The sequence below is a fragment of the Neisseria sp. genome (genome assembly GCF_030530745.1).
In the GTDB taxonomy this organism is placed as follows: Bacteria; Pseudomonadota; Gammaproteobacteria; order Burkholderiales; family Neisseriaceae; genus Neisseria.
Genome location: NZ_JAUMUI010000007.1, coordinates 19,272 through 39,905, shown reverse-complemented (window position 1 = coordinate 39,905; position 20,634 = coordinate 19,272). Strand labels below are relative to the sequence as shown.

Below are 20,634 nucleotides of genomic sequence, written 5' to 3'. Positions count from 1 at the left end.
GCCTGCATACTGCATCAGGCCGTCTGAAAAACTTAATCCAAATGTTCGCTGCTTTGCGCCAACACCGTGCGGTTGCCGTTGGCCTCGGGGGCAGACACAATACCGTCGGCTTCCATCTGGTCGATTAAGCGGGCGGCACGGTTGTAGCCGATGCGCAAATAGCGCTGCACCGAAGAAATGGTGGCCTTGCGGGTTTTAATCACGCAGGCAACGGCATCGTCGTACATCGGGTCTTGCTCTTCGTCGCCGCTGCGCTGGCCGTTGGCGTTGCTGAACAAGTCGTCGCCGCCCACACCTGCGGTGAGGATGTCGTCGATATAGTTCGGCTCGCCGAATTGTTTCAGATATTCAACCACATGGTGAACTTCTTCGTCGGCCACAAACGCGCCGTGCACGCGCCGCGGATAGCCCGTACCGGGCGGCAGAAACAGCATATCGCCCTGCCCGAGCAGGTTTTCCGCGCCCATTTGATCGAGAATGGTACGGCTGTCGACCTTGCTCGACACTTGGAATGCAATGCGCGTGGGAATATTGGCTTTAATCAGGCCGGTAATCACGTCCACGCTGGGGCGCTGGGTGGCAAGAATCAGGTGGATGCCGGCGGCGCGGGCTTTTTGCGCCAAACGGGCGATCAGCTCTTCGATTTTCTTGCCCGCCGTCATCATCAGATCGGCGAACTCGTCCACCACCACCACGATAAACGGAAGTTTTTCCAGCGGTTCGGGGTCTTCGGGCGTGAGCGTGAACGGATTGGCCAATTTCTCGCCGCGCGCTGCCGCTTCGGCCACTTTCTGATTGAAACCCGCCACATTGCGCACGCCCATATGGCTCATCAAGCGGTAGCGTTTTTCCATCTCGTTCACGCACCAAGTAAGCGCGTTGGCGGCCAACTTCATATCGGTTACCACGGGCGCAAGCAGATGCGGAATGCCTTCGTAAATCGACAGTTCCAGCATTTTCGGGTCGATCATAATCATGCGCACTTCGTCGGGCGTGGCTTTGAACAGCATCGACAGAATCATCGAGTTCACCCCTACCGATTTGCCCGAACCCGTGGTGCCCGCCACCAGGAGGTGCGGCGCTTTGGCCAAATCGGTTACCACCGGCCCGCCGGTAATGTCCTGCCCCAAGGCCAGTGTGAGTTTGGATTTGGATTCCTGAAACGCCGGCGAATTGAAGATTTCGCTCAGGCGTATCATCTGCCGTTTGGGGTTGGGCAGCTCCAAACCCATGCAGGTTTTGCCCGGAATGGTTTCCACCACGCGGATAGAGGCCACGCCGAGCGAGCGGGCCAAATCTTTTTCGAGGTTCATCACCGCATTGCCGCGCACGCCTACATCAGGTTCGATTTCATAACGGGTAATCACAGGGCCGGCATAGGCATCCATCACTTTCACCTTCACCTTAAATTCGGCCAGCTTCTCTTCAATGGTGATGCTGTTTTCGAGCAGGGCTTCTTCGGTTTGGGTGGCGCTGTGATCGAACTGCGGCGGTTGCAGCAGGGCCACAGTGGGCAGGTGCGGTCCGCCTGAGCCTGCCTGACTTTGCACAACGCCCGCCACATCTGCCGGCACCGTTTCAGACGGCCTTAGGGGTTCGGCGGCCGGTTCGGGCGTTTTATGTTCAAACACCGCAGCCGTGGTTTCATCGGCACGATCCGGCACCATAGCGGCGGCCGGTCGGGCAGAAAGCGGCCTCTCCGTTTCAGATGCAGACTCCTGCAGCAGACGGTCGGTAATCGACCAACTCGGACGGCTGCTGATATGTGCACTGGCCTGCCCGGCATATTCGGCACCATGCGGCACGACAGTCTGCTGCGGTGAGGGTTCATGCCGGAACACGGGCGGCACGGGAATATCAATCACTGGCCACTCCACCTCGGGTACGGGCGGCGGCTCAACCACCGTGGCATCTGCCGCAGCGGCAAACGGCGTAAAGCGGGTGGAAATCGGCGGCGTGGCGGCAACGGGAGCCGGCTGCAGCTGCACCGAATGGCTCTGCCCCACCCGGGCTGCATCGGGAATCACACTTTCGCGCATCGCGGTGTTGATGCGGCGGATACGCTGGCGGTTAACCGGCGAATCGGTTTTGGCGAGGTTGGCGAACACTTCGCCTTCGGGAATCACTTTGGGCTGCAAAACCTGCACCGGCGCCTGCGCCGACACTTGGCGGCGGCGCGCCAAACGCTGCCGCAGCAGGTTGGAGCGGATATCGTCTTCGCCTATGGTTTCGGGGTTGGCCAATGCCTGCTCCACAGACTGCGTCATTTCGGTGCGCGGCACGGAATGCGAAAGCTGGCGCACTTCCGAAAGCACCCGTTCGCGGGTGCGCACCAGCGCGGGATCATCCAAACCGATAACTTTCGGTTCGATAACCGGCTTGGGCGGGGCGGTTTCTTCGAGCGCGGGTTTGAACTGCCAGTTGAGTTCCACCACCTCCATATCGGGAGAGGGGTTGGAAAACGGTTTCGGAGCGGGCGGGCCGGCCTCGCTTTGGGAACGGTCGGCAAGATGGGTTTCGTGCAGCGAACGGGTTGCTTCTTCCAGCGTGATCACAGGCAGCGAAGCATCAACGGGCTTGCCCGACGGGCAGTATTCGTTTTCATCGAAAGACACATAAGGCGCGATGTCGATGGCTTTGCCGGTGATGCCGTGGCTTTTGGGCGCGGCGGTTTGTGCGGTTTCAGGCTCTTCAGGCAGCACGGCGCCGAACATGGGAATGCTGCCGCCCTCTTCCGCCGGTGTGTTTCCGTTTTCAGACGGCTCCTGCGCTGCTTCTGTCTGCCCGGCCGCATTTTCAGGCAGCGGTTCGGCTTTCAGCGCACGAATGGGTGCTTCGGCGTTTCCGGCACCGCTGCCCGCTTCGGCAAATTCGGGTTCGGGCTGAACTTCGATTTTCGGTGCGGCAGCGAAAATCGGCAACTCGTTGAAATCGTCTTCCTGCTGTGTTTCGCGCCTGCCTCCCGAAGTAGCATCAAGCCTGCGGCTGTGTTTGGGCGAGAGTGCGCGGAATTTTTCAACAGCTTTGTCGTAAACCGCTTTGGCCTCTTCGGCAGCGCGGTGGCTCTGACGGGTATTTTGCAGGTTGGGATCCACGCCGCGCAAGGCTTTGGGCGGCTTGCCGCCGCCCGCTTCGGGTGCAGGTTCAGCTTCTGCCTCCGCCTCGTGGCGGCTCAGGTAAGTCAGCTCGCGCAGCCATTCCTGCTCTTGGCGGTGGCGCACCCATAACACACCCGCTATCGCGCACAGCAGCACAATCAGTAAAAATGTCCACAACATAAAATAAAACGGCCAGGTTGGTTTCGGCAAAGGCGTTATTCTAACGTGTTTCGGCCTTAAAAAGAATAATTTTCACGCCTCCAAGCGGCTTTTGGCAACAAAGGGATTCGGCACCATAACAGGCCGGAAAGCCGGGAAAGAGTTGAATCTGCCTGAGAGGGGTAGTCCGAAACATCAGGCCGTCTGAAAACAGCGTGCGGATCAGCCGGCTTAGAAACGGTTTTTCCATTCTCTCAAAGCAATGAATACGTCGGCGCCTCCTGCCAATTTTCTGCCGGCCTCTTCCTCCGCCTTCCGCGCCACCTGTGCGCAATCCGTTCGCAGAAACGGGTTGACCTGCCGCTCGTGCGCAAGGCTCACCGGCAGCGTGGGCATGCATGCCGCGGCGGCTTGGGCGGCACGCACGGCCGAGTTATCCGGCTCGACACAGGCGGCAAAGCGCAGGTTGGCGGCGGTGTATTCGTGCGCGGGGTAAAACAAAGTATTTTCGGGTAGGCCGGCGTAGCGTTGCAGCGAGGCGTAAAGCTGCCGGGGCGTGCCGGTGAACACGCGTCCGCAGCCCGCCGAAAACAGCGTGTCGCCGCAGAAAACGTGCAGCCCGTCGGAGCCGTGCAGCAGATAGCCCAGATGGGTATCGGTGTGGCCGGGGGTGTGCCACACTTCTATATTGCGGCTGTCGAACGTTAGCCGTGCGCCTTCGTTTACGTGCCGGCCGGCCGCTGCAATGTCGCGGTTGCCGTATACCGTGCATTGCGGATACGCCTGCTTCAGCCCGGCAATGCCGCCGGTGTGGTCGTGATGGTGGTGGGTAATCCATATCTGCACCAGCTCCAACCGCTGCCGTTGCAGATAATCGAGCACGGGCGCGGCCTCACCGGGGTCTATGCATACAGCGCGGCCGTTATGAGAAACAATCCAGATATAGTTGTCGGATAACGCGGCAACGGGGGTGATGTTTAAAGTTTCCATAAAACCGTCCTGCAACCTTTTTTCAGACGGCCTTGATTATATCGCAGCGCGGGGGTATAAATCAGGCCGTCTGAACACCTTTGCTCCGTAAACAAATGTATTTTCTGGCCGAATGGTTCCCCCCTTCCCTGCTCTTTACCGCCCTGCTGTTGTGGGCGGCGGTTTTGCTGGCGGCGGCCAAACCGGCTTTTGCTGCGCTGAACCGCCGCAGCGGGGCGGTTGTTGCTGCCGCGGCCTATTTGGCCGTGCTGTGGGGCCTTAACGCAGGCTTGGGCGGCGGCCAACTGGCCGGCATGAGCTACCACCTGCTCGGCATCAATCTGCTTACGCTGATGTTCGGCCTGCCTGCGGCACTGTGGCTGGGTACTTTGCTGCTGGTGCCTTATCTCGGTTTGCACGGTGCAGACAATTTATACGCCGCCGGGCTGAACGCGCTGTTTGTGCTGCTGCCCGCCGCGACGGTTAATTTTTTGTTCCGCCGCCTGTCGTCCGGACTGCCCGACAACCTGTTTATCTATATTTTTTTGAACGGCTTTCTTGCCGCTGCGGCGGGTATGCTGCTGACGGGGCTGTCGGTGGTGGCACTGTTGCAGTTTGCGGGCGTGTTTGCCGCCGAAACGCTTTGGCAGTCGGCATTTCCGGTGTTTTTCCTGCTCGCTTGGGGAGAGGCTTTTTTAAGCGGTATCCTTACGGCGGTTTTTGTGGCACTGCGGCCGCAATGGCTGGCCACTTTCGACGATACGCGTTTTTTGCGCGCCGAAAACAGCATTTGGAAATAACAGCAATTCCAAGGGCTCTCAAACAGCATTTGAGTGTTGCACTTGAAATGCGAATGCAAGCAGATTGTGAAACAGAAAATCCGCAATCAGGCGTGGTTGTTGGATTACAGCGGCCACGATATTGCTGCAGGCCGTCTGAATGCCTTAGCGGAAACAGTGAAATCGGGCGATAAAACTTTTAACGAAAGCCAGACTGCCACACTCTATTTTCTTCTGCTCTTCGGCAATAAATTCACCCGCACGCTCGGGCGCGATGCGTTGCAAAAACACTACTCCCGTCTGCAGAAAAACCTGCCGCAAGAGGGGCGGATACGCTGCTTGGAGTAACGGAAAAGCAGTTTGCGGGGATGCATATACTGATTGACGACATCAAACCGCGAGAAAAAAAAGTCAATGCCAACCAGCTTTTGCTGTTTTAATCCGGAAATTTTACCGGCAAAAAAGCCTGAAACCCTGATGAGACAAGGGTTTCAGGCTGGGGTAATTGTAACACTACGAGATGAGAGAGGGAGCTACAACTTCAAAAGGAGCACAGGCAACCCCATAAACATTGTAACACTACGAGATGAGAGAGGGAGCTACAACACCATTTGCTGCCGGTTACCTACCCTAAATCTACAATTTCTCAACAGCCAGTAAATAAGGCGGGCAGTTTTTGCGGTTGATAAAACCGTATTTCAACACGGCATATTGCCGTTGCGGCAAATCTGCTGCCCATGCTTCTACAGCATTCGCCTCCCTATATCCGGCATCATGACCGGGATAGAGTACCGCTGCCAGCAGGCCGCCCGGTTTCAACAGCGCCAATGCGGCATTCAAGGCGCATATGCTGGTGTCGGCTTGGGTGGTTAACGTTTTGTCGCCACCAGGCAGCCAGCCGAAATTAAACACTGCCGCCGCCAACGGTTCATTGATATATTCCGCCAATGTTTCATGCCCCGCACACACATATTCCACCTGAGCCTGTATGCCGGCATCTGCCAAGCGGGCTGCGGTTTTAGCCAGCGCTTTCTGTTGCACGTCAAATGCCCACACCTTACCTTCCGATCCCGCGCACTGTGCCAACAGCAGGGTGTCGTGTCCGTTTCCAGCAGTTCCGTCAAGCACGCTTTCGCCGGGGCGGATGCTGTGGCGCAGCAAATCGTGAGTGAAAGGCAGAATATTGTTTAACAGCATCGCATGGCCGTCTGAAAAACAGCGTGATAAAAAATACCTTACCGTGTCGGATACGGTAAGGTATTTTTTATGCCTTATTCGGCAGCTTGTTGGGTTTCCACTTGAACGGGGGCTGCCGCCTGGGGTTGTGGTTGTTTGTTTTCGTGCTGCAAACTCACCGCACGTGCCGGAACAATGGTGGAAATGGCGTGTTTGTAAACCATTTGCGTTACTGAGGTGTTCCTCAACAGCACGACATATTGGTCGAACGATTCAACCTGCCCCTGAAGCTTGATACCGTTTACCAGATAAATGGAAACAGGCACATGCTCTTTACGCAGAGCGTTCAAAAAAGGATCTTGTAACATTTGTCCTTTCGCGGTCATTTTTATACTCCGTTATTATGGTTTTGAAATATTCGGGAAAACATTTGCTGATTGTAGCCTTGAATGCGCTTTTTTACCAATCTTATTTCGGTAAGAATATGCAAACGTTTTCAGCCCTGCACTGAACGTGCCTTGAAATTAAGATAACAATACTGCGGGAAAGTTCAACCTGTGATGCAGATATCCGGAAAAATACAAGCGGCTTGAGCGGCCTCCTGCCCGTTTTATGCCGGTAACAAAAAAAGTAAACGGCTGCCGGGCAGCCGTTTTTCAAACCTGAATAAAGGTACTTTTTACCGACAGGTTTATTTTGCCGGAGCAGCAGGCTCTGCAGGAGCAGAAGCTGCATCAGGACGCTCAAAGCCTTTGTCTTTCATGCAAGCATCAAAGGCAGCGCGGTCTTGAGTATTGCCCACAGTTTGCTGGCACTCTTGCAGAGCTTGTTCAACGCTGATGTTGGCGGTTTCGGGGGCTTTGTCTTTGTTGCTGGAACAGGCAGTCAGAGCCAGGGTTGCGAAAGCGGCAGCAATCAATACTTTTTTCATGAATAAAGTCCTTTCAATTGAAATGGTTTTTCAGCCGCCCCGGAAGGTGCGGGCCGATAAGTAAGCCGGCATAAAGCCGTCATGATGCAGAATAGGCTGCATTGTGTAGTCAGATTACTTTGGCTTCATTAAGTTTCTAAAAAATCGAAAGGAAAGTGATAATGTTTTTATACAAATACGGCAATATGTTAAAAAAGAAAATTATTTGCAATAAAATGTTTGGCAAATGAACTTTATTCAACCTGTGCGAACAATCAAGGCCGTCTGAAACTTTGTTTTCAGACGGCCTTTTGCAACCCGAGTTTCACGATATATTCAGATTAGTCTGCAACCAACACCACTTTCATCGCACCGTTTTCAGCAGCGTGTTTGAATACATCGTAGGCTTTTTCCAGTTCGCTGAATTTGAAACGGTGGGTGAGCATTTTGGTGTAATCGACTGAACTGGTTGAAATTGCTTTCATCAGCATTTCGGTTGTATTGGCGTTTACCAGACCGGTGGTAATGGTGAGATTTTTAATCCACAGTTTTTCCAGTTTGAAATCAACAGGTACGCCGTGCACCCCAACTACAGCCACATTGCCGCCAGGTTTTACGATGTCTTGACACATATCCCAAGTGGCGGGAATACCTACCGCCTCAATGGCCACATCAACACCGTCTTCACCGACAATACCGGATACCTGTGCCGCCACATCACCCGAAGCAGGGTTGACGGTATGGGTGGCACCCAACTCTTTCGCCAGTTTCAAACGGTTTTCGTCCATATCGCACATAATCAGTACCGAAGGGCTGTATAACTGTGCAGTCAGCAGAGCCGACATACCCACAGGGCCGGCGCCGGCAATAAACACAGTGTCGCCCGGTTTTACATCTCCGTACTGCACGCCGATTTCGTGGGCGGTGGGCAGTGCGTCGCTCAACAGCAGCGCCACTTCTTCGTTGACATTATCGGGCAGCGGAATCAGGCTGTTGTCGGCATAGGGCGTGCGCACATATTCGGCCTGCGTGCCGTCGATCATATAGCCGAGAATCCAACCGCCATTACGGCAGTGCGAATAGAGCTGGACTTTGCAGTTATCGCAGGTGCAGCATTTGCTCACGCACGAAATGATAACTTTATCGCCTTTTTTAATGTTTTTTACCGCCGAACCCACTTCTTCAACGATGCCGATACCTTCGTGACCGAGAATGCGCCCTGCCGAGATTTCGGGGTTTTTGCCTTTCCAGATGCCCAAGTCGGTGCCGCAGATGGTGGTTTTGGTTATTTTAACAACCGCATCCGTGGGATCGATAATCTGCGGTTTCGGTTTTTCTTCAAAGCGGATATCGCCCGCACCGTAATAAGCCATTGCTTTCATTTTGCCGTCCTTTCAAGGTTGGTGGAAACTGCGATACAGCGGTTATAAAGTAAATGCTTTGAAACGTCAAATTTATTTCCATTTCAATATGTTATACTATAACAATTTATAAAAACCAAAACAGTCATGCCGTCTGAAAAACTGGTTTCAGACGGCATGACTGCTGCGGTTCGCCCTGTATGGGCTTGTATTCCGACACCTCCTATCCTGCTGCCTGTTCCAGCTCTAGGGAAGCTGCCAGCAGCGACAGCCGCGCCATCACACCGTACACATACAGGCGGTTGCATTCGCAATCGGGATTGGCCGAATCAGTTTGCGGCACCCCGAGCGAATCCCATTGGGCGAATATGCGTTTGCAGCGTTCGTCGCTGCCGTTTTCCGCCCCCGCAACAGGAATCGCCTGATTGAGCGGTACAAACGACATACCCGTGGCATTGAGGTTTTCATCGGTGCCCCGGCCTTCGTGCACACGGAAAAAGCCGCCGACTACAAAGCGGTCTATCATATACACCACCGGCTCGGAAACGGCGCCGTTAAGCGTTTCATAAGTATAGATGCCTTCCTGCACAATCACTTCGCTCACTTCCAAGCCTTCTTTGATTTTTGCCATTTTATTGCGGTTTTTGCGGTTCAAGCCGCGCACTTCGTCGGCCGATTTCACGCTCATCACACCCATGCCGTATGTGCCCGCATCGGCTTTCACAATCACAAAAGGCTTGTCGGCAATTCCTTTTTCATCATATTTGGTTTGGATTTTCGCCAGCATCCGCTCCACTGCTTCGGCCAGTGCGTCTTCACCTTCTCGTTCCTGAAAGTCCAAGCCGCTGATTTGCTCGAAATACGGGTTGATGTGCCACACGTCTATATCCAGCATTTCGGCAAATTCGGCGGCCACCCGCTCATAGGCGGCAAAATGGGCGGTTTTGCGGCGCGTGGTCCAGCCGCCGTGCAAAGGCGGCAGCACGGTTTGGTTGATGCCTTGCAGAACCTCAGGCACACCGCCCGACAAATCGTTGTTGAGCAACACCAGACACGGTGAAAAACCGTCGGCCAGATGCACGCGCCCACGGGTGCGCTGCAAAGGTTCGAGCAAAATTTTATCGCCCAACGCGGTTTCAAATTCGGTGGCTTCGGTAATTTCGGGATTCAGGCTGCCCAAGCGCACTTCAAAACCCGCCGAGCGCAGAATATTGGCCAAGGCATACACATTTTGCAGATAAAACGTATTGCGGGTATGGTTTTCGGGCACAATCAGCACCGATTTGGCCTGCGGGCAGGAACGCTCGACCGCGTCTTGCGCGGCGTGCGCGGCCAGTTGGATAAAATTCGGATTTAGGTTGTTGAAACCGCCCGGAAACAGGTTCATATCGATTGAAGCCATTTTATAGCCGGCGTTGCGGATATCGACCGAACCGTAAAAAGGCGGCTTGTGCTGCGCCCACTGTTGGCGGAACCAAGCTTCGATTTTGGTTTGGTTGCTTAAGATTTTTCTTTCAAATTCTTGCAGTTGCGTCAGATAAGCACTAGACATCACGGGCAGCGACATGGTTTTTCACCTGCATTAAAAACTGTTAACCCCCGCATAATAGGTTTTTCAGACGGCCTATACAAGCACCAAGATGGTTTATTGATAGCATACGAAGTTCTAAAACAAGACAAAATGTCTAAAATTTTTAAAAAATCCCAGCAAAAACCAAGTCAACCATTTTTTTTAGACATTTTGCTTGCATTCCGCCCCGCAAATCGCTACCATCATGCGATATTTTCTTTGATAACAAAAGCACAAACCATGAAACCGCAAACCCTTTACGACAAACTCTGGAACAGCCATATTGTGCGCGAAGAAGAAGACGGCACCGTCCTGCTCTATATCGACCGCCACCTTGTGCACGAAGTTACCAGTCCGCAGGCTTTCGAAGGCCTGAAAATGGCCGGCCGCAAACTGTGGCGCATCGACAGCGTAGTTTCCACCGCCGACCACAACACCCCCACCAACGATTGGGACAAAGGCATCCAAGATCCGGTTTCCAAACTGCAAGTCGACACCTTGGACAGCAACATCAAAGAATTCGGCGCGCTGGCTTATTTTCCGTTTAAAGACAAAGGCCAAGGCATTGTGCACGTGATGGGCCCCGAACAGGGCGCCACCCTGCCCGGCATGACCGTGGTTTGCGGCGACTCGCACACTTCCACCCACGGCGCATTCGGCGCACTGGCGCACGGCATCGGCACTTCCGAAGTCGAGCACACCATGGCCACCCAGTGCATCACCGCCAAAAAATCCAAGTCCATGCTGATTAAAGTGAACGGCCGTCTGAAACCCGGCGTAACCGCCAAAGACGCAGCCTTATACATCATCGGCCAAATCGGCACCGCCGGCGGTACCGGTTATGCGGTTGAGTTCGGCGGCGAAGCCATCCGCAGCTTGTCGATGGAAGGCCGCATGACCCTGTGCAACATGGCTATCGAAGCCGGTGCGCGCAGCGGCATCGTGGCAGTCGATCAAACCACCATCGATTATGTGAAAAACAAACCGCTTGCCCCCAAAGGCGAAGATTGGGAAAAAGCCGTGGCCTACTGGCAAACGCTGGTTTCCGACGAAGGCGCGGTTTTCGACAAAGTTTACGAGTTCGACGCTGCCGATATCGAACCGCAGGTTACTTGGGGCACTTCGCCCGAAATGGTGCTCGACATCAACGGCAAAGTGCCCAACCCCGCCAACGAGGCCGATCCGGTCAAACGCAGCGGTATGGAGCGCGCACTGGAATACATGGGCTTGACTGCCGACACCCCGCTCAATCAAATCCCCGTCGATGTAGTGTTTATCGGCTCCTGCACCAACAGCCGCATTGAAGATTTGCGTGAAGCCGCCGCCGTGGCCAAAGGCCGCCAAAAAGCCGCCAACGTCAGCCGCGTATTGGTGGTGCCCGGCTCCGGCTTGGTAAAAGAGCAGGCCGAGCGCGAAGGCTTGGACAAAATCTTCACCGAAGCCGGCTTCGAATGGCGCGAACCGGGCTGCTCGATGTGCCTGGCCATGAACGCCGACCGCCTCGCTCCGCAGGAGCGCTGCGCCTCCACCTCCAACCGCAACTTCGAAGGCCGCCAAGGCAACGGTGGGCGCACCCACTTGGTCAGCCCCGCAATGGCCGCCGCCGCCGCGGTTGCCGGCCATTTTACCGACGTGCGCAGTTTGTAAAAAACAACAGGCCGTCTGAAAAACTTTCAGACGGCCTGCTCCGGAAAATTGTTTTTTAGAAAAAACTTTGGCATGATAACAAACATGCAGTAATGCATATTGCCAGTACTTTCAAATATTATGGAGATTAAAACATGAAAAAACTCATGTTGTTGGCCGCTTTGGCCTCTGCAGTTTCACTGTCTGCCTGCAATACCGTGTCCGGTTTCGGCAAAGATATTTCCCGCGTAGGCAGCAATCTCGAACAATCTGCCGACCGCCACGCCAACTAAACAAGCCCCGCCCCCTCGCACCGCACCGCGCGGGGGCGTTTTTCGCCCGAAAGTACAAACATGAAAGCATTCACGCAAATTACCGCGCTGGTTGCCCCGCTTGACCGCGCCAACGTCGATACCGACGCCATTATCCCCAAACAATTCTTAAAATCCATCAAGCGCTCAGGGTTCGGCCCCAACGCCTTCGACGAATGGCGCTATCTCGATCACGGTGAGCCGGGCATGGACAACAGCAAGCGCCCGCTTAATCCTGATTTTTCACTTAACCAGCCGCGCTATCAAGGCGCACAGATTCTGCTTACCCGTAAAAACTTCGGCTGCGGCTCCTCGCGCGAGCACGCCCCGTGGGCGCTCGACGACTACGGTTTCCGAGCCGTAATCGCCCCCAGCTTTGCCGATATTTTCTTCAACAACTGCTACAAAAACGGCCTGCTGCCGATTGTGTTGAGCGAAGAAGAAGTCGATCAACTGTTTAAAGAAGTCGAAGCCAACGAAGGCTACCGGCTGGCCATTGATTTGGAAAAGCAAACACTTACCACCCCCAGCGGTCAAACTTTTACTTTCGACATTACCGAACACCGCAAACACTGCCTGTTAAACGGCCTCGACGAAATCGGCCTGACCCTGCAACATGCCGGTGAAATCAAAGCGTTTGAAGAAAAGCGCAAAGCCTCTCAGCCGTGGCTGTTTAACGTTTGATTATTTTCAGATAAAAACAAACCCTTACATCCGCATAATTACCACACTTATGCGGATGTAAGGGTTTGTTTTTATCTTCGTCTACAGCACCAGCGGTGCCACCACAAACCCTAAAGCCACGGCAAACACAATCGCCAATACGCCGGGGATTAGAAACGAGTGGTTGAACACGAAACGGCCGATGCGCGTGCTGCCGGTGTCGTCCATCTGCACCGCGCCGAGCAGGGTCGGATAAGTGGGCAAAACAAACAGCGCCGATACGGCGGCAAAACTGGCCACCAGAATATACACTTGCGAATTGTTTTCCGGCGTGATGCCCAGCGCCAGAATCACGGCGGGCATAATGGCTTTGGCCGTTGCCGCCTGCGAATACAGCAGCATGCTGGCGAAAAACAGCGCCACCGCTAACAGCCACGGATAATTGCCCACCAGCGCCGAAGCGGTTTCTTTAACGGCATCGATATGGCCGCTCACAAACGTGTCGCCCAACCAAGCCACGCCCAGCACACACACGCAGGCGGCCATGCCCGATTTAAACGTGCTCATATCCAGCAGCTTGCCGGTATCGAGCTTGCAGCACATCACAATCAGGCTGGCGATAATCATCATAAAGCTGATAATCGCGCCGTCGCGCGGCAGCACCGGCTCTTTAATCAAACCCACGGCAGGCGAAATCGCGCAGGCATACAGCACCACCGCCACCACGCCGCCGAAGAAAATCCACACCGATTTGCGTGCGCCCGCAGGCAGCGCTTCGCGCTCACCCACATTGTGCGGCTGCACCAAGCCTTCGGCCAAACGCTGTTGATAAGCCTTGCTTTTCGACAAATCCAGATTGCCGAACAAATTAATCAGCAGCGCCACCAGCATACAGGCCGCATAAGTGGTAACCAGCCACACCAGCAGCAATTTGGGGTAGCTCACCCCCAAAGGCTCTAGCACACCGCTCATAAACACCACCGCCGCACTCACGGGCGAAGCGGTAATGGCAATCTGCGAAGCCACCACGGCGATGCTCAACGGCGCGCTGGGGCGGATATTTTCGCTTTTGGCCACTTCCACAATCACCGGCATCATCGAAAACGCCGTGTGCCCCGTGCCGGCGAGAATGGTGAGAAAATAAGTAACTGTGGGCGCCAAGAAATTGATGTTTTTCGGATTCCGGCGCAGCAGGCGCTCGGCGGCGCGCACCAGATAATCCAAACCGCCCGCCAGTTGCAGCGCGGCAATGGCGGAAATCACCGCCATAATAATCAGAATCACATCATAAGGAACCTTGCCCGGCTCCATGCCCAATGCCAACGCCAGCACCGCCACACCCAAACCGCCGGTGTAGCCGATGGCCAGGCCGCCCAAACGCACGCCGAGAAAAATCGCGCCCAGTAAAACGGCCAGTTGCAGTAATAAAGAAATGTCCATCTGCCCATCCTGAATGTCTGAATTAAAGTATGAACTTTATTTTTAACATAGTTTCAAACAGCCGCAAACTGTTTCAAATGTTTGAACCAATACGCAGGCCGTTTAACCGTAATTTAAATAACATATTTAAAACAACATATTAAATACCTTGTAGAAATAATTTCAATTCGGCCGGTGTAGTATTTTGTAAGTTGACTCAAGTCAAAATCAGTTCGGGCCCGGGGTATAAAATGTTTGCATGTAATTTTTCAACACCCACCCTGAACGAAAGGATAAGCCATGATTAAAGGCATCCAAATCACCCGCAGCACCGATTCAGACCTGACAGGCTCTTTCTGGCTGCTGGACGACGAAACCCAAGAAGTACGCTGCCTGTGCGTTAAAGGCAGCAAATACCGCGAAGACGACGTAACAGCTTTGTCTGCTTTAGGCGACGTTTCCTACAAAGAAGTGCCGGTGGATATCACCGCCCGCCCGAAAGTGGAAGGCGGCCAACATTTGAACGTGAACGTGTTAACCCGCGAAACCTTGGAAGACGCCGTTGCCAACCCCGACAAATATCCTCAGCTGACCATCCGCGTATCAGGCTATGCCGTGCGTTTCAACTCGCTCACACCCGAACAGCAGCGCGATGTGATAACCCGCACTTTTACCAACAGCCTGTAATTTTCATACAGCAAAACAGGCCGTCTGAAAGTTTCAGACGGCCTGTTCCTTTTGAATCCAAAGCTTTACCTGCCGAACGGCAGCCATATTCTGGCCAACACATACATCAGTGCGCCACCCCCGCCCAGCAGCACAAACAAAATGCCTTTCTTGCGCGCGTTCGGGCAAAACCAGTAAACGGCGAGGCTGAAGCTGAAAAACAGGGCGGCCACCACCCACACCAGCTGTTTGTCTTTGAAGCGGTTGAGCGTGTAGCTTTCGGTGATCATCACATACATCTGCCACAAAGCCGCCATACACATGCTGATCACGCCTGCGGGCAGAAAAATGATACCGAGCAGTTCTTTATTCACGATGCGGCCGTCTGAAATCTGAAAAATAAAGGTAGGATTATAAACCCTGTCGCAAACAAACCGGAAGCGGCCTGTTTTCAGACGGCTTTAAGGTGTTTTTGCAAAGGCCTCGGCCTGAGACTTTTGCAAGCCATGCCGCCATTTTAAAACCTCTGCGTCATGCTCGGGCTTGACCCGAGCATCTCTTTATTTCAAAAGAAATCTTTAGATACTCGGGTCAAGCCCGAGTATGACGAAACGGTTATCAAATAAGCCGTCCGACTATACAGCTTCCGCAACAAACAACCGGCAATCCCTTATTTTACATTCTCGGGATGCTGCTTCACCGCTGCGGTGATGAAATGGCCGAACGGCAAGAGCGGCAGCAGCAGGCATTGGAAGGCGTGGTAAATATCGGGCTTGCCCGACCAAACGCTTTCGTCGGGGCGGTTTTCGATGTCGAGCTGGTGATACCAGCGCCCCTCGCCCTCCAGCAGATATTGCGCGGTATAGGCGGTAAAGGTTTCGTACCAATAAGAAAATTCGCTGCCGAGTTCAGCCTCCACATAACCTTGCGCCGCACCCAAGCCGCCGATCGGGGCGTGGCCTGCGTTGATGCCCTCCAGCGCCACGCACGCGCCTATGCCTTCGCACAACACCCAGTGCATACGGTCGCGCACAATCGGGTTGCCTTCGAAATCGGTGGTGTAAACAAAGCCCGCCGCGCCGTCGCCGTGCCAATTGTTGAGTGCCTGGCGGAACAGGCCGAAGGCGGTGGCGGAATAATCCGACGGGGTTTTCACGCCGTATTTACGGTTCATTACCAGGGCATGGCAGCCCAGGCGCGCCCATTCGAGCGCATGGCCGACCGTGGCGCCGTAGGGGCGGAACTGGTGCGCTTTGTCGTGCTCGTTGTAGTCCCAAACGATGTTCCAGTTTTCGTCGAAATGTTCGGGAATACGGTAGGCGTTTTGTCCGCAAAGGCCGAACACGAATTGCAGAATCGAATTGGCGCGCCCGAGCCAGCGTGCCGCACGTTCGTCGCCGGGGGCGGCGCCCAGCGCCAGTTGCGCGTCGAATGCGGCCAGGCAGGCTTCAACGGTGTGCATATTGGCGTTTACGCCGCGATAGGGTTCGCTTTCGGAAAAGTCGCGCGAGAACGATTCGCGCATTTTTCCTGCGGCTTCGTCCCAAAAATAACGGTCGTGAACCGCGCTTATGGCGTCAAACAGCTCGTCTGCCCGCCTGATTCCCGCCAACAGGCCGCTGGATGCGGCCAACAGCACAAAAGCGTGGGCATAGGCTGTTTTCTGTGTGCCGGCTTCGGTGGGTACGGCCAGCCCGCCTGCGCCCGGCCGGTGCTCGAGCGCTTCGAAAAAGCCGCCGTGTTCGCGGTCTTGAAAATGCTCGAGCAGCGCATTGATGCCGTGTTCGGCCAACTCGTGGCAGCCTTCAATGCCCATCAGCGCGCCGATGCTGTAGATATGCGTCATGCGGCAGCTGATCCAGGTTTGCACGGGCTGCGACAAATCGACTTCGCCGTGTTTGTCGAGATAGCCGAAGCCGAACGGCACTTTCGATTTGCGGGCAAATTCCAGCAGCGCCCTGCTCTGTCTGATCAGCCATTGTTGGTGTTGCGGGTTGTGAAGCGGGGTAATCATGCGGTTTCTCCTGTTTGAGATAACGGTTGCGGGTTTTCGATTTTTCCTCTGGTTATGAATAGGCCGTCTGAAAAGCGATAAGTTCACCCTTTTTCAGACGGCCTTGATACAGCTCACAATCTGCTTCACACCGGATCAGTGTGCACCAGCACTTCTGCGTTTTCAAACAGGGCGCGGATATTGGCCGCCACCGCTTTGGCCGTTTCGTGCGCCTCTTCGAGGCTGGCGGCGGCGCTCACTTCGATATGCAGCTGCACGAACACCTGCGCGCCCGACCGGCGGGTTTTCAAATCGTGCACGCCCCGCACCTGCGGCACGTTCAGCGCAGCTTCCCTGACAGCCTCAGTTTGCCCGTGCGGCAGGGCCTTGTCCATCAGGGTGTTGACCGCTTCTTTGCCGATATCGAAAGCACTTTTCAGAATCCAGGCCGCCAAACCCAGCGCCAGCCATGCGTCGGCCGAATACCAGCCGTAAGATGCCGTCAGCAGCGCCGCCAACACCACCGAATTGGAAAGCAGATCGGTAACATAGTGCAGCCGGTCGGCGGCGACGGCCTGCGACCCCGTGCGTTTGACCACATAGCGCTGAAACGCCACCAGCGCCAGCGTCATCACCACCGACACCACCATCACCGCAACGCCCCAGCCGGTATGCTGCAAAGGCTCGGGCTTCATCAGGCGGCCGAAGGCGTTTAAAAACAGAAACACCGCCGAGCCGCCGATAAATGCCGACTGCGCCAATGCCGACAAGCCTTCGGCCTTGCCGTGGCCGAACGGGTGGTTTTCGTCGGCAGGCTGCAAAGCCAGGCGTACCGCCAAAAGATTGAGCGCGCTGGCGGCAAGGTCGGTGAGCGAATCGGTAAAACTCGCCAAAATGCTCACCGACCCGCTAAACAGCCAAGCGGCAGCTTTCAGCCCGGCCAGCAGCAAAGCCGTGGCGGTAGAAGCATATGTGGCAAGCTTCAATAAGCGTTCGCGCGAAAGTTCCATACAGCATCCCTTTGTTTCAAAAATGTGATGAAAGATTGTACATGTTTGCACCCGAAATTTTCCGAATCGGCAGAGGCCGTCTGAACCTTCGGGTAATGCCGTAACTGCTTTACCGGCAATATCCGCCCCGCAGGCAAAACAGATATGCCTGAATTTTTACACAACCCTAACCTTGGCAAAATCTGAAACACCATTAAAATAACCCCAACCCGTTTGCACAGCATGAAAAACAGGCGGTATTGTTGCAGAAGCTTCAAATTTGTTTGAGCCTCCCTGCCGCCTCAACAAAGGATTCAATCATGAAACACATTTTATCTGCCGCCGCACTCTGCACCGCCCTGAGCGCCTGCACCGTAGGCACGCCCGGTATGTCGGTGGGCGTGGGTGTGGGCACCGGCATAGGCCGCCATGTCGGCTTGGGCACTTCCATCAATATCCCCGTCGGGCTGGACCGCACCCGCACCGGCGGCAACACCAAAGACGGCGTAAACGTAGTGGAAGAGCAAACCGTTACCTATTTCGACGCCCAAGGCAACGCCCGCAACCAACCGGTTAAAGGCGGCTTTCACCGCCGGCTGATCGGCAAACGCAGCAACGAATACACCGTGCAGGATTTCTACAGCGACAACAACCAAAAACGCACCGACCCCTACACCCTGCCCCGCAGCCGCCTGATGGATTTCCGCGCCCACCCCGAAGACGGCACGCTGACCACCTATGCCTACAACGGCAACGTGATGCAGCAGCAGGTTTTCAAAAACGGCAGGCTGGTAAACGCGAAATATTAATCCGGCGGCTTTTGCCCAATGGCAAGCATCAATGGAACAGGCCGTCTGAAAGCATTATCTTTCAGACGGCCTGAAGCCTTTGCAAAATTCTCCGGTATTTTAAAATCTCTACGTCATGCCCGGACTTGACCCGAGCATCTTATTGTTTCGAAAAAATAGCAGATACTCGGGTCAAGCCCGAGTATGACCGCGGTAGCGGAAGGCGGAGGCGGAATAACAAACAAACCGGCCAAGACTTCGGCCCGGTTTGCCTATTAAACTCAAGCGTTCAGATTCACCGAATGCTCGCGCGTTTCGTGGAACACGATGTCCGGCCAGCGTTCCTGCGTTAAATTCAGGTTCACGCGGTTGGGGGCGAGGTAGGCCAGGTTGCCGCCCGCGTCTACCGACAAGTTGGCCGCGTTGGCTTTTTCAAATTCGGCCAGCTTTTTCTTGTCGGCGCACGACACCCAGCGTGCCGACCAGATGGAAGCGTTGTCGAACACGGCTTCCACGCCGTATTCGGCGGCCAGGCGCGAGGTAACCACTTCAAACTGCAACACACCCACCGCGCCCAAAATCAAATCGCCGCCGCTGTGCGGTTTGAACACCTGCACCGCGCCTTCTTCGCCCAGCTGTTGCAAGCCTTTTTGCAGCTGTTTGATTTTCAGCGGGTTTTTGATGCGCACGCTGCGGAACAGTTCGGGCGCGAAAAACGGGATGCCGGTAAAGGCCAGCTGTTCGCCTTCGGAAAAACTGTCGCCGATTTGGATGTTGCCGTGGTTGGGAATGCCGATGATGTCGCCCGCGTAGGCTTCTTCCACCAGTTCGCGGTCGTGCGACATAAACGTTACCACGCTGGAGGCGGCGATTTCGCGGTTAATCCGCAGGTGCTTCATCTTCATACCGCGCTCGAATTTGCCCGAACACACGCGCAAGAAGGCAATGCGGTCGCGGTGTTTCGGATCCATATTGGCTTGGATTTTAAACACAAAACCCGAGAATTTTTCTTCAGACGGCATCACTTCGCGCACGGTCGCATCGCGGCCTTGCGGCGCGGGCGCCCAGTCAATCAGCGAATTCAAGATTTCCTGAATACCGAAGTTGTTAATCGCCGAGCCGAAGAACACGGGCGTGAGTCCGCCTGCCAAAAATTCGTCTAAATCAAATTCGTTGGACGCGGCCTGCACCAGCTCGATTTCATCGCGCAGCTGTTGGATTTCCAGCGGAAAACGCTTTTCCAGCTCGGGGTTGGCTATGCCTTTGATGATGTCGAACTCGTGCGGCAAACGCTCGCCGCCTGCATCGAACAGGTAAATTTCGTCGTTCAGAATGTGATACACACCCTTGAAGTTTTTGCCCATGCCGATCGGCCAGGTTATCGGCGCGCAGCGGATTTTCAGAATATTTTCCACTTCGTCGAGCAGTTCCAGCGAATCGCGCACTTCGCGGTCGTATTTGTTCATAAAGGTAACGATGGGCGTGTTGCGCAGGCGGCAAACGTTTAAGAGTTTAATCGTTTGCGCCTCCACGCCTTTGGCCGCGTCAATCACCATCAGCGCGCTGTCCACCGCCGTCAATACACGGTAGGTGTCTTCCGAGAAGTCTTGGTGGCCGGGTGTATCGAGCAGGTTGACGGTGTGGTCGCGGTAGTCGAACTGCATCACCGAAGAAGCCACGGAAATGCCGCGCTGCTTCTCGATTTCCATCCAGTCGGAAGTGGCGAACTTGCCGCTTTTCTTGCCCTTCACTGTGCCCGCGCTCTGAATCGCACCCGAAAACAGCAGCAGTTTTTCGGTGAGCGTGGTTTTACCCGCATCGGGGTGGGAAATGATGGCAAAGGTGCGGCGGCGGCGCACTTCTTGTGGAATATTCGACATGGCTGCTCTTAATCTATACACTATATGAAAAACGGTTTCGGCTTAGGTTGGTTTGAACGGGTAAACCACGCAACTGCCAAACAGGCCGTCTGAAAAGTTTTTTCAGACGGCCTGCCATACAAACCGACCGATAAAACAAGGCGCCGAATTGTATAAAAAAACGCTTGTTTTTTCAATATTTAAACTGGGGCAATCCGTATTTGGATATTTTTCAGGCCGTCTGAAAACTTTTCAGACGGCCTCAATGCCACGGCTGATTAAAAATTCCGGCAGCGGC

Annotated in this window: 19 protein-coding genes; 7 read left to right on the top strand and 12 right to left on the bottom strand. The window is 54.6% G+C overall.

From position 1 onward, the window contains the following. Positions 1–32: 32 nt before the first annotated feature. Complete coding sequence (locus tag Q3970_RS04140; RefSeq protein ID WP_303099390.1) at positions 33–3,278, bottom strand: DNA translocase FtsK; 3,246 nt, start codon at positions 3,276–3,278, stop codon at positions 33–35. A 210-nt stretch (positions 3,279–3,488) separates the two neighbouring features. Further along, positions 3,489–4,247: a hydroxyacylglutathione hydrolase gene (gloB, locus tag Q3970_RS04135; protein WP_303099342.1), complete on the bottom strand. Its 759-nt coding sequence runs from the start codon at positions 4,245–4,247 to the stop codon at positions 3,489–3,491. Positions 4,248–4,327: 80 nt separating this feature from the next. Between gloB and Q3970_RS04130 the strand changes: the two genes are divergently transcribed. Both Q3970_RS04130 and Q3970_RS04125 read left to right on the top strand, forming a co-directional pair. Continuing rightward, positions 4,328–5,026, top strand: a complete 699-nt coding sequence (locus Q3970_RS04130; RefSeq protein WP_303099341.1) for an energy-coupling factor ABC transporter permease — start codon at positions 4,328–4,330, stop codon at positions 5,024–5,026. Between the two features lie 33 nt (positions 5,027–5,059). Continuing rightward, a complete protein-coding gene (locus tag Q3970_RS04125; RefSeq protein WP_303099340.1) occupies positions 5,060–5,353 on the top strand; it encodes a hypothetical protein in 294 nt (97 codons plus the stop codon). Positions 5,354–5,641: 288 nt separating this feature from the next. On the opposite strand, the gene Q3970_RS04120 is transcribed toward Q3970_RS04125, so the two are convergent. From Q3970_RS04120 to gshA, 5 genes are all read right to left on the bottom strand, one after another. Then, on the bottom strand, positions 5,642–6,202 hold the full coding sequence (locus Q3970_RS04120; protein WP_303099339.1) for a class I SAM-dependent methyltransferase: 561 nt from the start codon (positions 6,200–6,202) through the stop codon (positions 5,642–5,644). A 74-nt stretch (positions 6,203–6,276) separates the two neighbouring features. After that, a complete protein-coding gene (gene hfq, locus Q3970_RS04115) occupies positions 6,277–6,567 on the bottom strand; it encodes an RNA chaperone Hfq (RefSeq protein ID WP_303099338.1) in 291 nt (96 codons plus the stop codon). A gap of 305 nt (positions 6,568–6,872) precedes the next feature. Next, complete coding sequence (locus Q3970_RS04110) at positions 6,873–7,112, bottom strand: hypothetical protein (RefSeq protein ID WP_303099337.1); 240 nt, start codon at positions 7,110–7,112, stop codon at positions 6,873–6,875. Between the two features lie 320 nt (positions 7,113–7,432). Further along, on the bottom strand, positions 7,433–8,473 hold the full coding sequence (locus tag Q3970_RS04105) for a zinc-dependent alcohol dehydrogenase family protein (protein ID WP_303099336.1): 1,041 nt from the start codon (positions 8,471–8,473) through the stop codon (positions 7,433–7,435). A 202-nt stretch (positions 8,474–8,675) separates the two neighbouring features. Then, complete coding sequence (gene gshA, locus Q3970_RS04100) at positions 8,676–10,019, bottom strand: glutamate--cysteine ligase (protein WP_303099335.1); 1,344 nt, start codon at positions 10,017–10,019, stop codon at positions 8,676–8,678. 243 nt (positions 10,020–10,262) lie between these two features. Between gshA and leuC the strand changes: the two genes are divergently transcribed. The 3 genes from leuC (at position 10,263) to leuD (ending at position 12,643) form a co-directional block, all read left to right on the top strand. Continuing rightward, the gene (leuC, locus tag Q3970_RS04095; protein ID WP_303099334.1) at positions 10,263–11,669 is read left to right on the top strand and encodes a 3-isopropylmalate dehydratase large subunit; all 1,407 of its coding nucleotides are present in this window, start codon (positions 10,263–10,265) and stop codon (positions 11,667–11,669) included. A gap of 134 nt (positions 11,670–11,803) precedes the next feature. Further along, complete coding sequence (locus tag Q3970_RS04090; RefSeq protein WP_303099333.1) at positions 11,804–11,941, top strand: entericidin A/B family lipoprotein; 138 nt, start codon at positions 11,804–11,806, stop codon at positions 11,939–11,941. A 60-nt stretch (positions 11,942–12,001) separates the two neighbouring features. Next, positions 12,002–12,643 (top strand): 3-isopropylmalate dehydratase small subunit, encoded by a 642-nt coding sequence (gene leuD, locus Q3970_RS04085; protein ID WP_303099332.1) that lies wholly within the window; start codon positions 12,002–12,004, stop codon positions 12,641–12,643. An 81-nt stretch (positions 12,644–12,724) separates the two neighbouring features. On the opposite strand, the gene Q3970_RS04080 is transcribed toward leuD, so the two are convergent. Then, entirely contained in the window at positions 12,725–14,062 is a 1,338-nt protein-coding gene (locus Q3970_RS04080; protein WP_303099331.1) for an anaerobic C4-dicarboxylate transporter, read from the bottom strand. Between the two features lie 279 nt (positions 14,063–14,341). Between Q3970_RS04080 and grcA the strand changes: the two genes are divergently transcribed. Then, on the top strand, positions 14,342–14,728 hold the full coding sequence (gene grcA / locus Q3970_RS04075; protein WP_303099330.1) for an autonomous glycyl radical cofactor GrcA: 387 nt from the start codon (positions 14,342–14,344) through the stop codon (positions 14,726–14,728). A 65-nt stretch (positions 14,729–14,793) separates the two neighbouring features. Here the strand turns inward: grcA and Q3970_RS04070 are convergent, their stop codons facing one another. The 3 genes from Q3970_RS04070 to Q3970_RS04060 all read right to left on the bottom strand — a co-directional run bounded on the left by Q3970_RS04070 (position 14,794) and on the right by Q3970_RS04060 (position 17,710). Then, complete coding sequence (locus tag Q3970_RS04070; protein ID WP_303099329.1) at positions 14,794–15,081, bottom strand: hypothetical protein; 288 nt, start codon at positions 15,079–15,081, stop codon at positions 14,794–14,796. Between the two features lie 296 nt (positions 15,082–15,377). Next, entirely contained in the window at positions 15,378–16,721 is a 1,344-nt protein-coding gene (locus Q3970_RS04065) for an AGE family epimerase/isomerase (protein ID WP_303099328.1), read from the bottom strand. Between the two features lie 125 nt (positions 16,722–16,846). Then, positions 16,847–17,710: a cation diffusion facilitator family transporter gene (locus tag Q3970_RS04060; protein WP_303099327.1), complete on the bottom strand. Its 864-nt coding sequence runs from the start codon at positions 17,708–17,710 to the stop codon at positions 16,847–16,849. A gap of 299 nt (positions 17,711–18,009) precedes the next feature. On the opposite strand from Q3970_RS04060, the gene Q3970_RS04055 reads away from it, so the two are divergent. After that, positions 18,010–18,498 carry a NemA protein gene (locus Q3970_RS04055; protein ID WP_303099326.1) on the top strand — a complete coding sequence of 163 codons (489 nt, stop codon included), beginning with the start codon at positions 18,010–18,012 and terminating at the stop codon, positions 18,496–18,498. Between the two features lie 260 nt (positions 18,499–18,758). Here Q3970_RS04055 and Q3970_RS04050 read toward each other — a convergent pair whose 3' ends face one another. After that, on the bottom strand, positions 18,759–20,357 hold the full coding sequence (locus tag Q3970_RS04050; RefSeq protein ID WP_303099325.1) for a peptide chain release factor 3: 1,599 nt from the start codon (positions 20,355–20,357) through the stop codon (positions 18,759–18,761). Positions 20,358–20,634 lie beyond the last annotated feature (277 nt).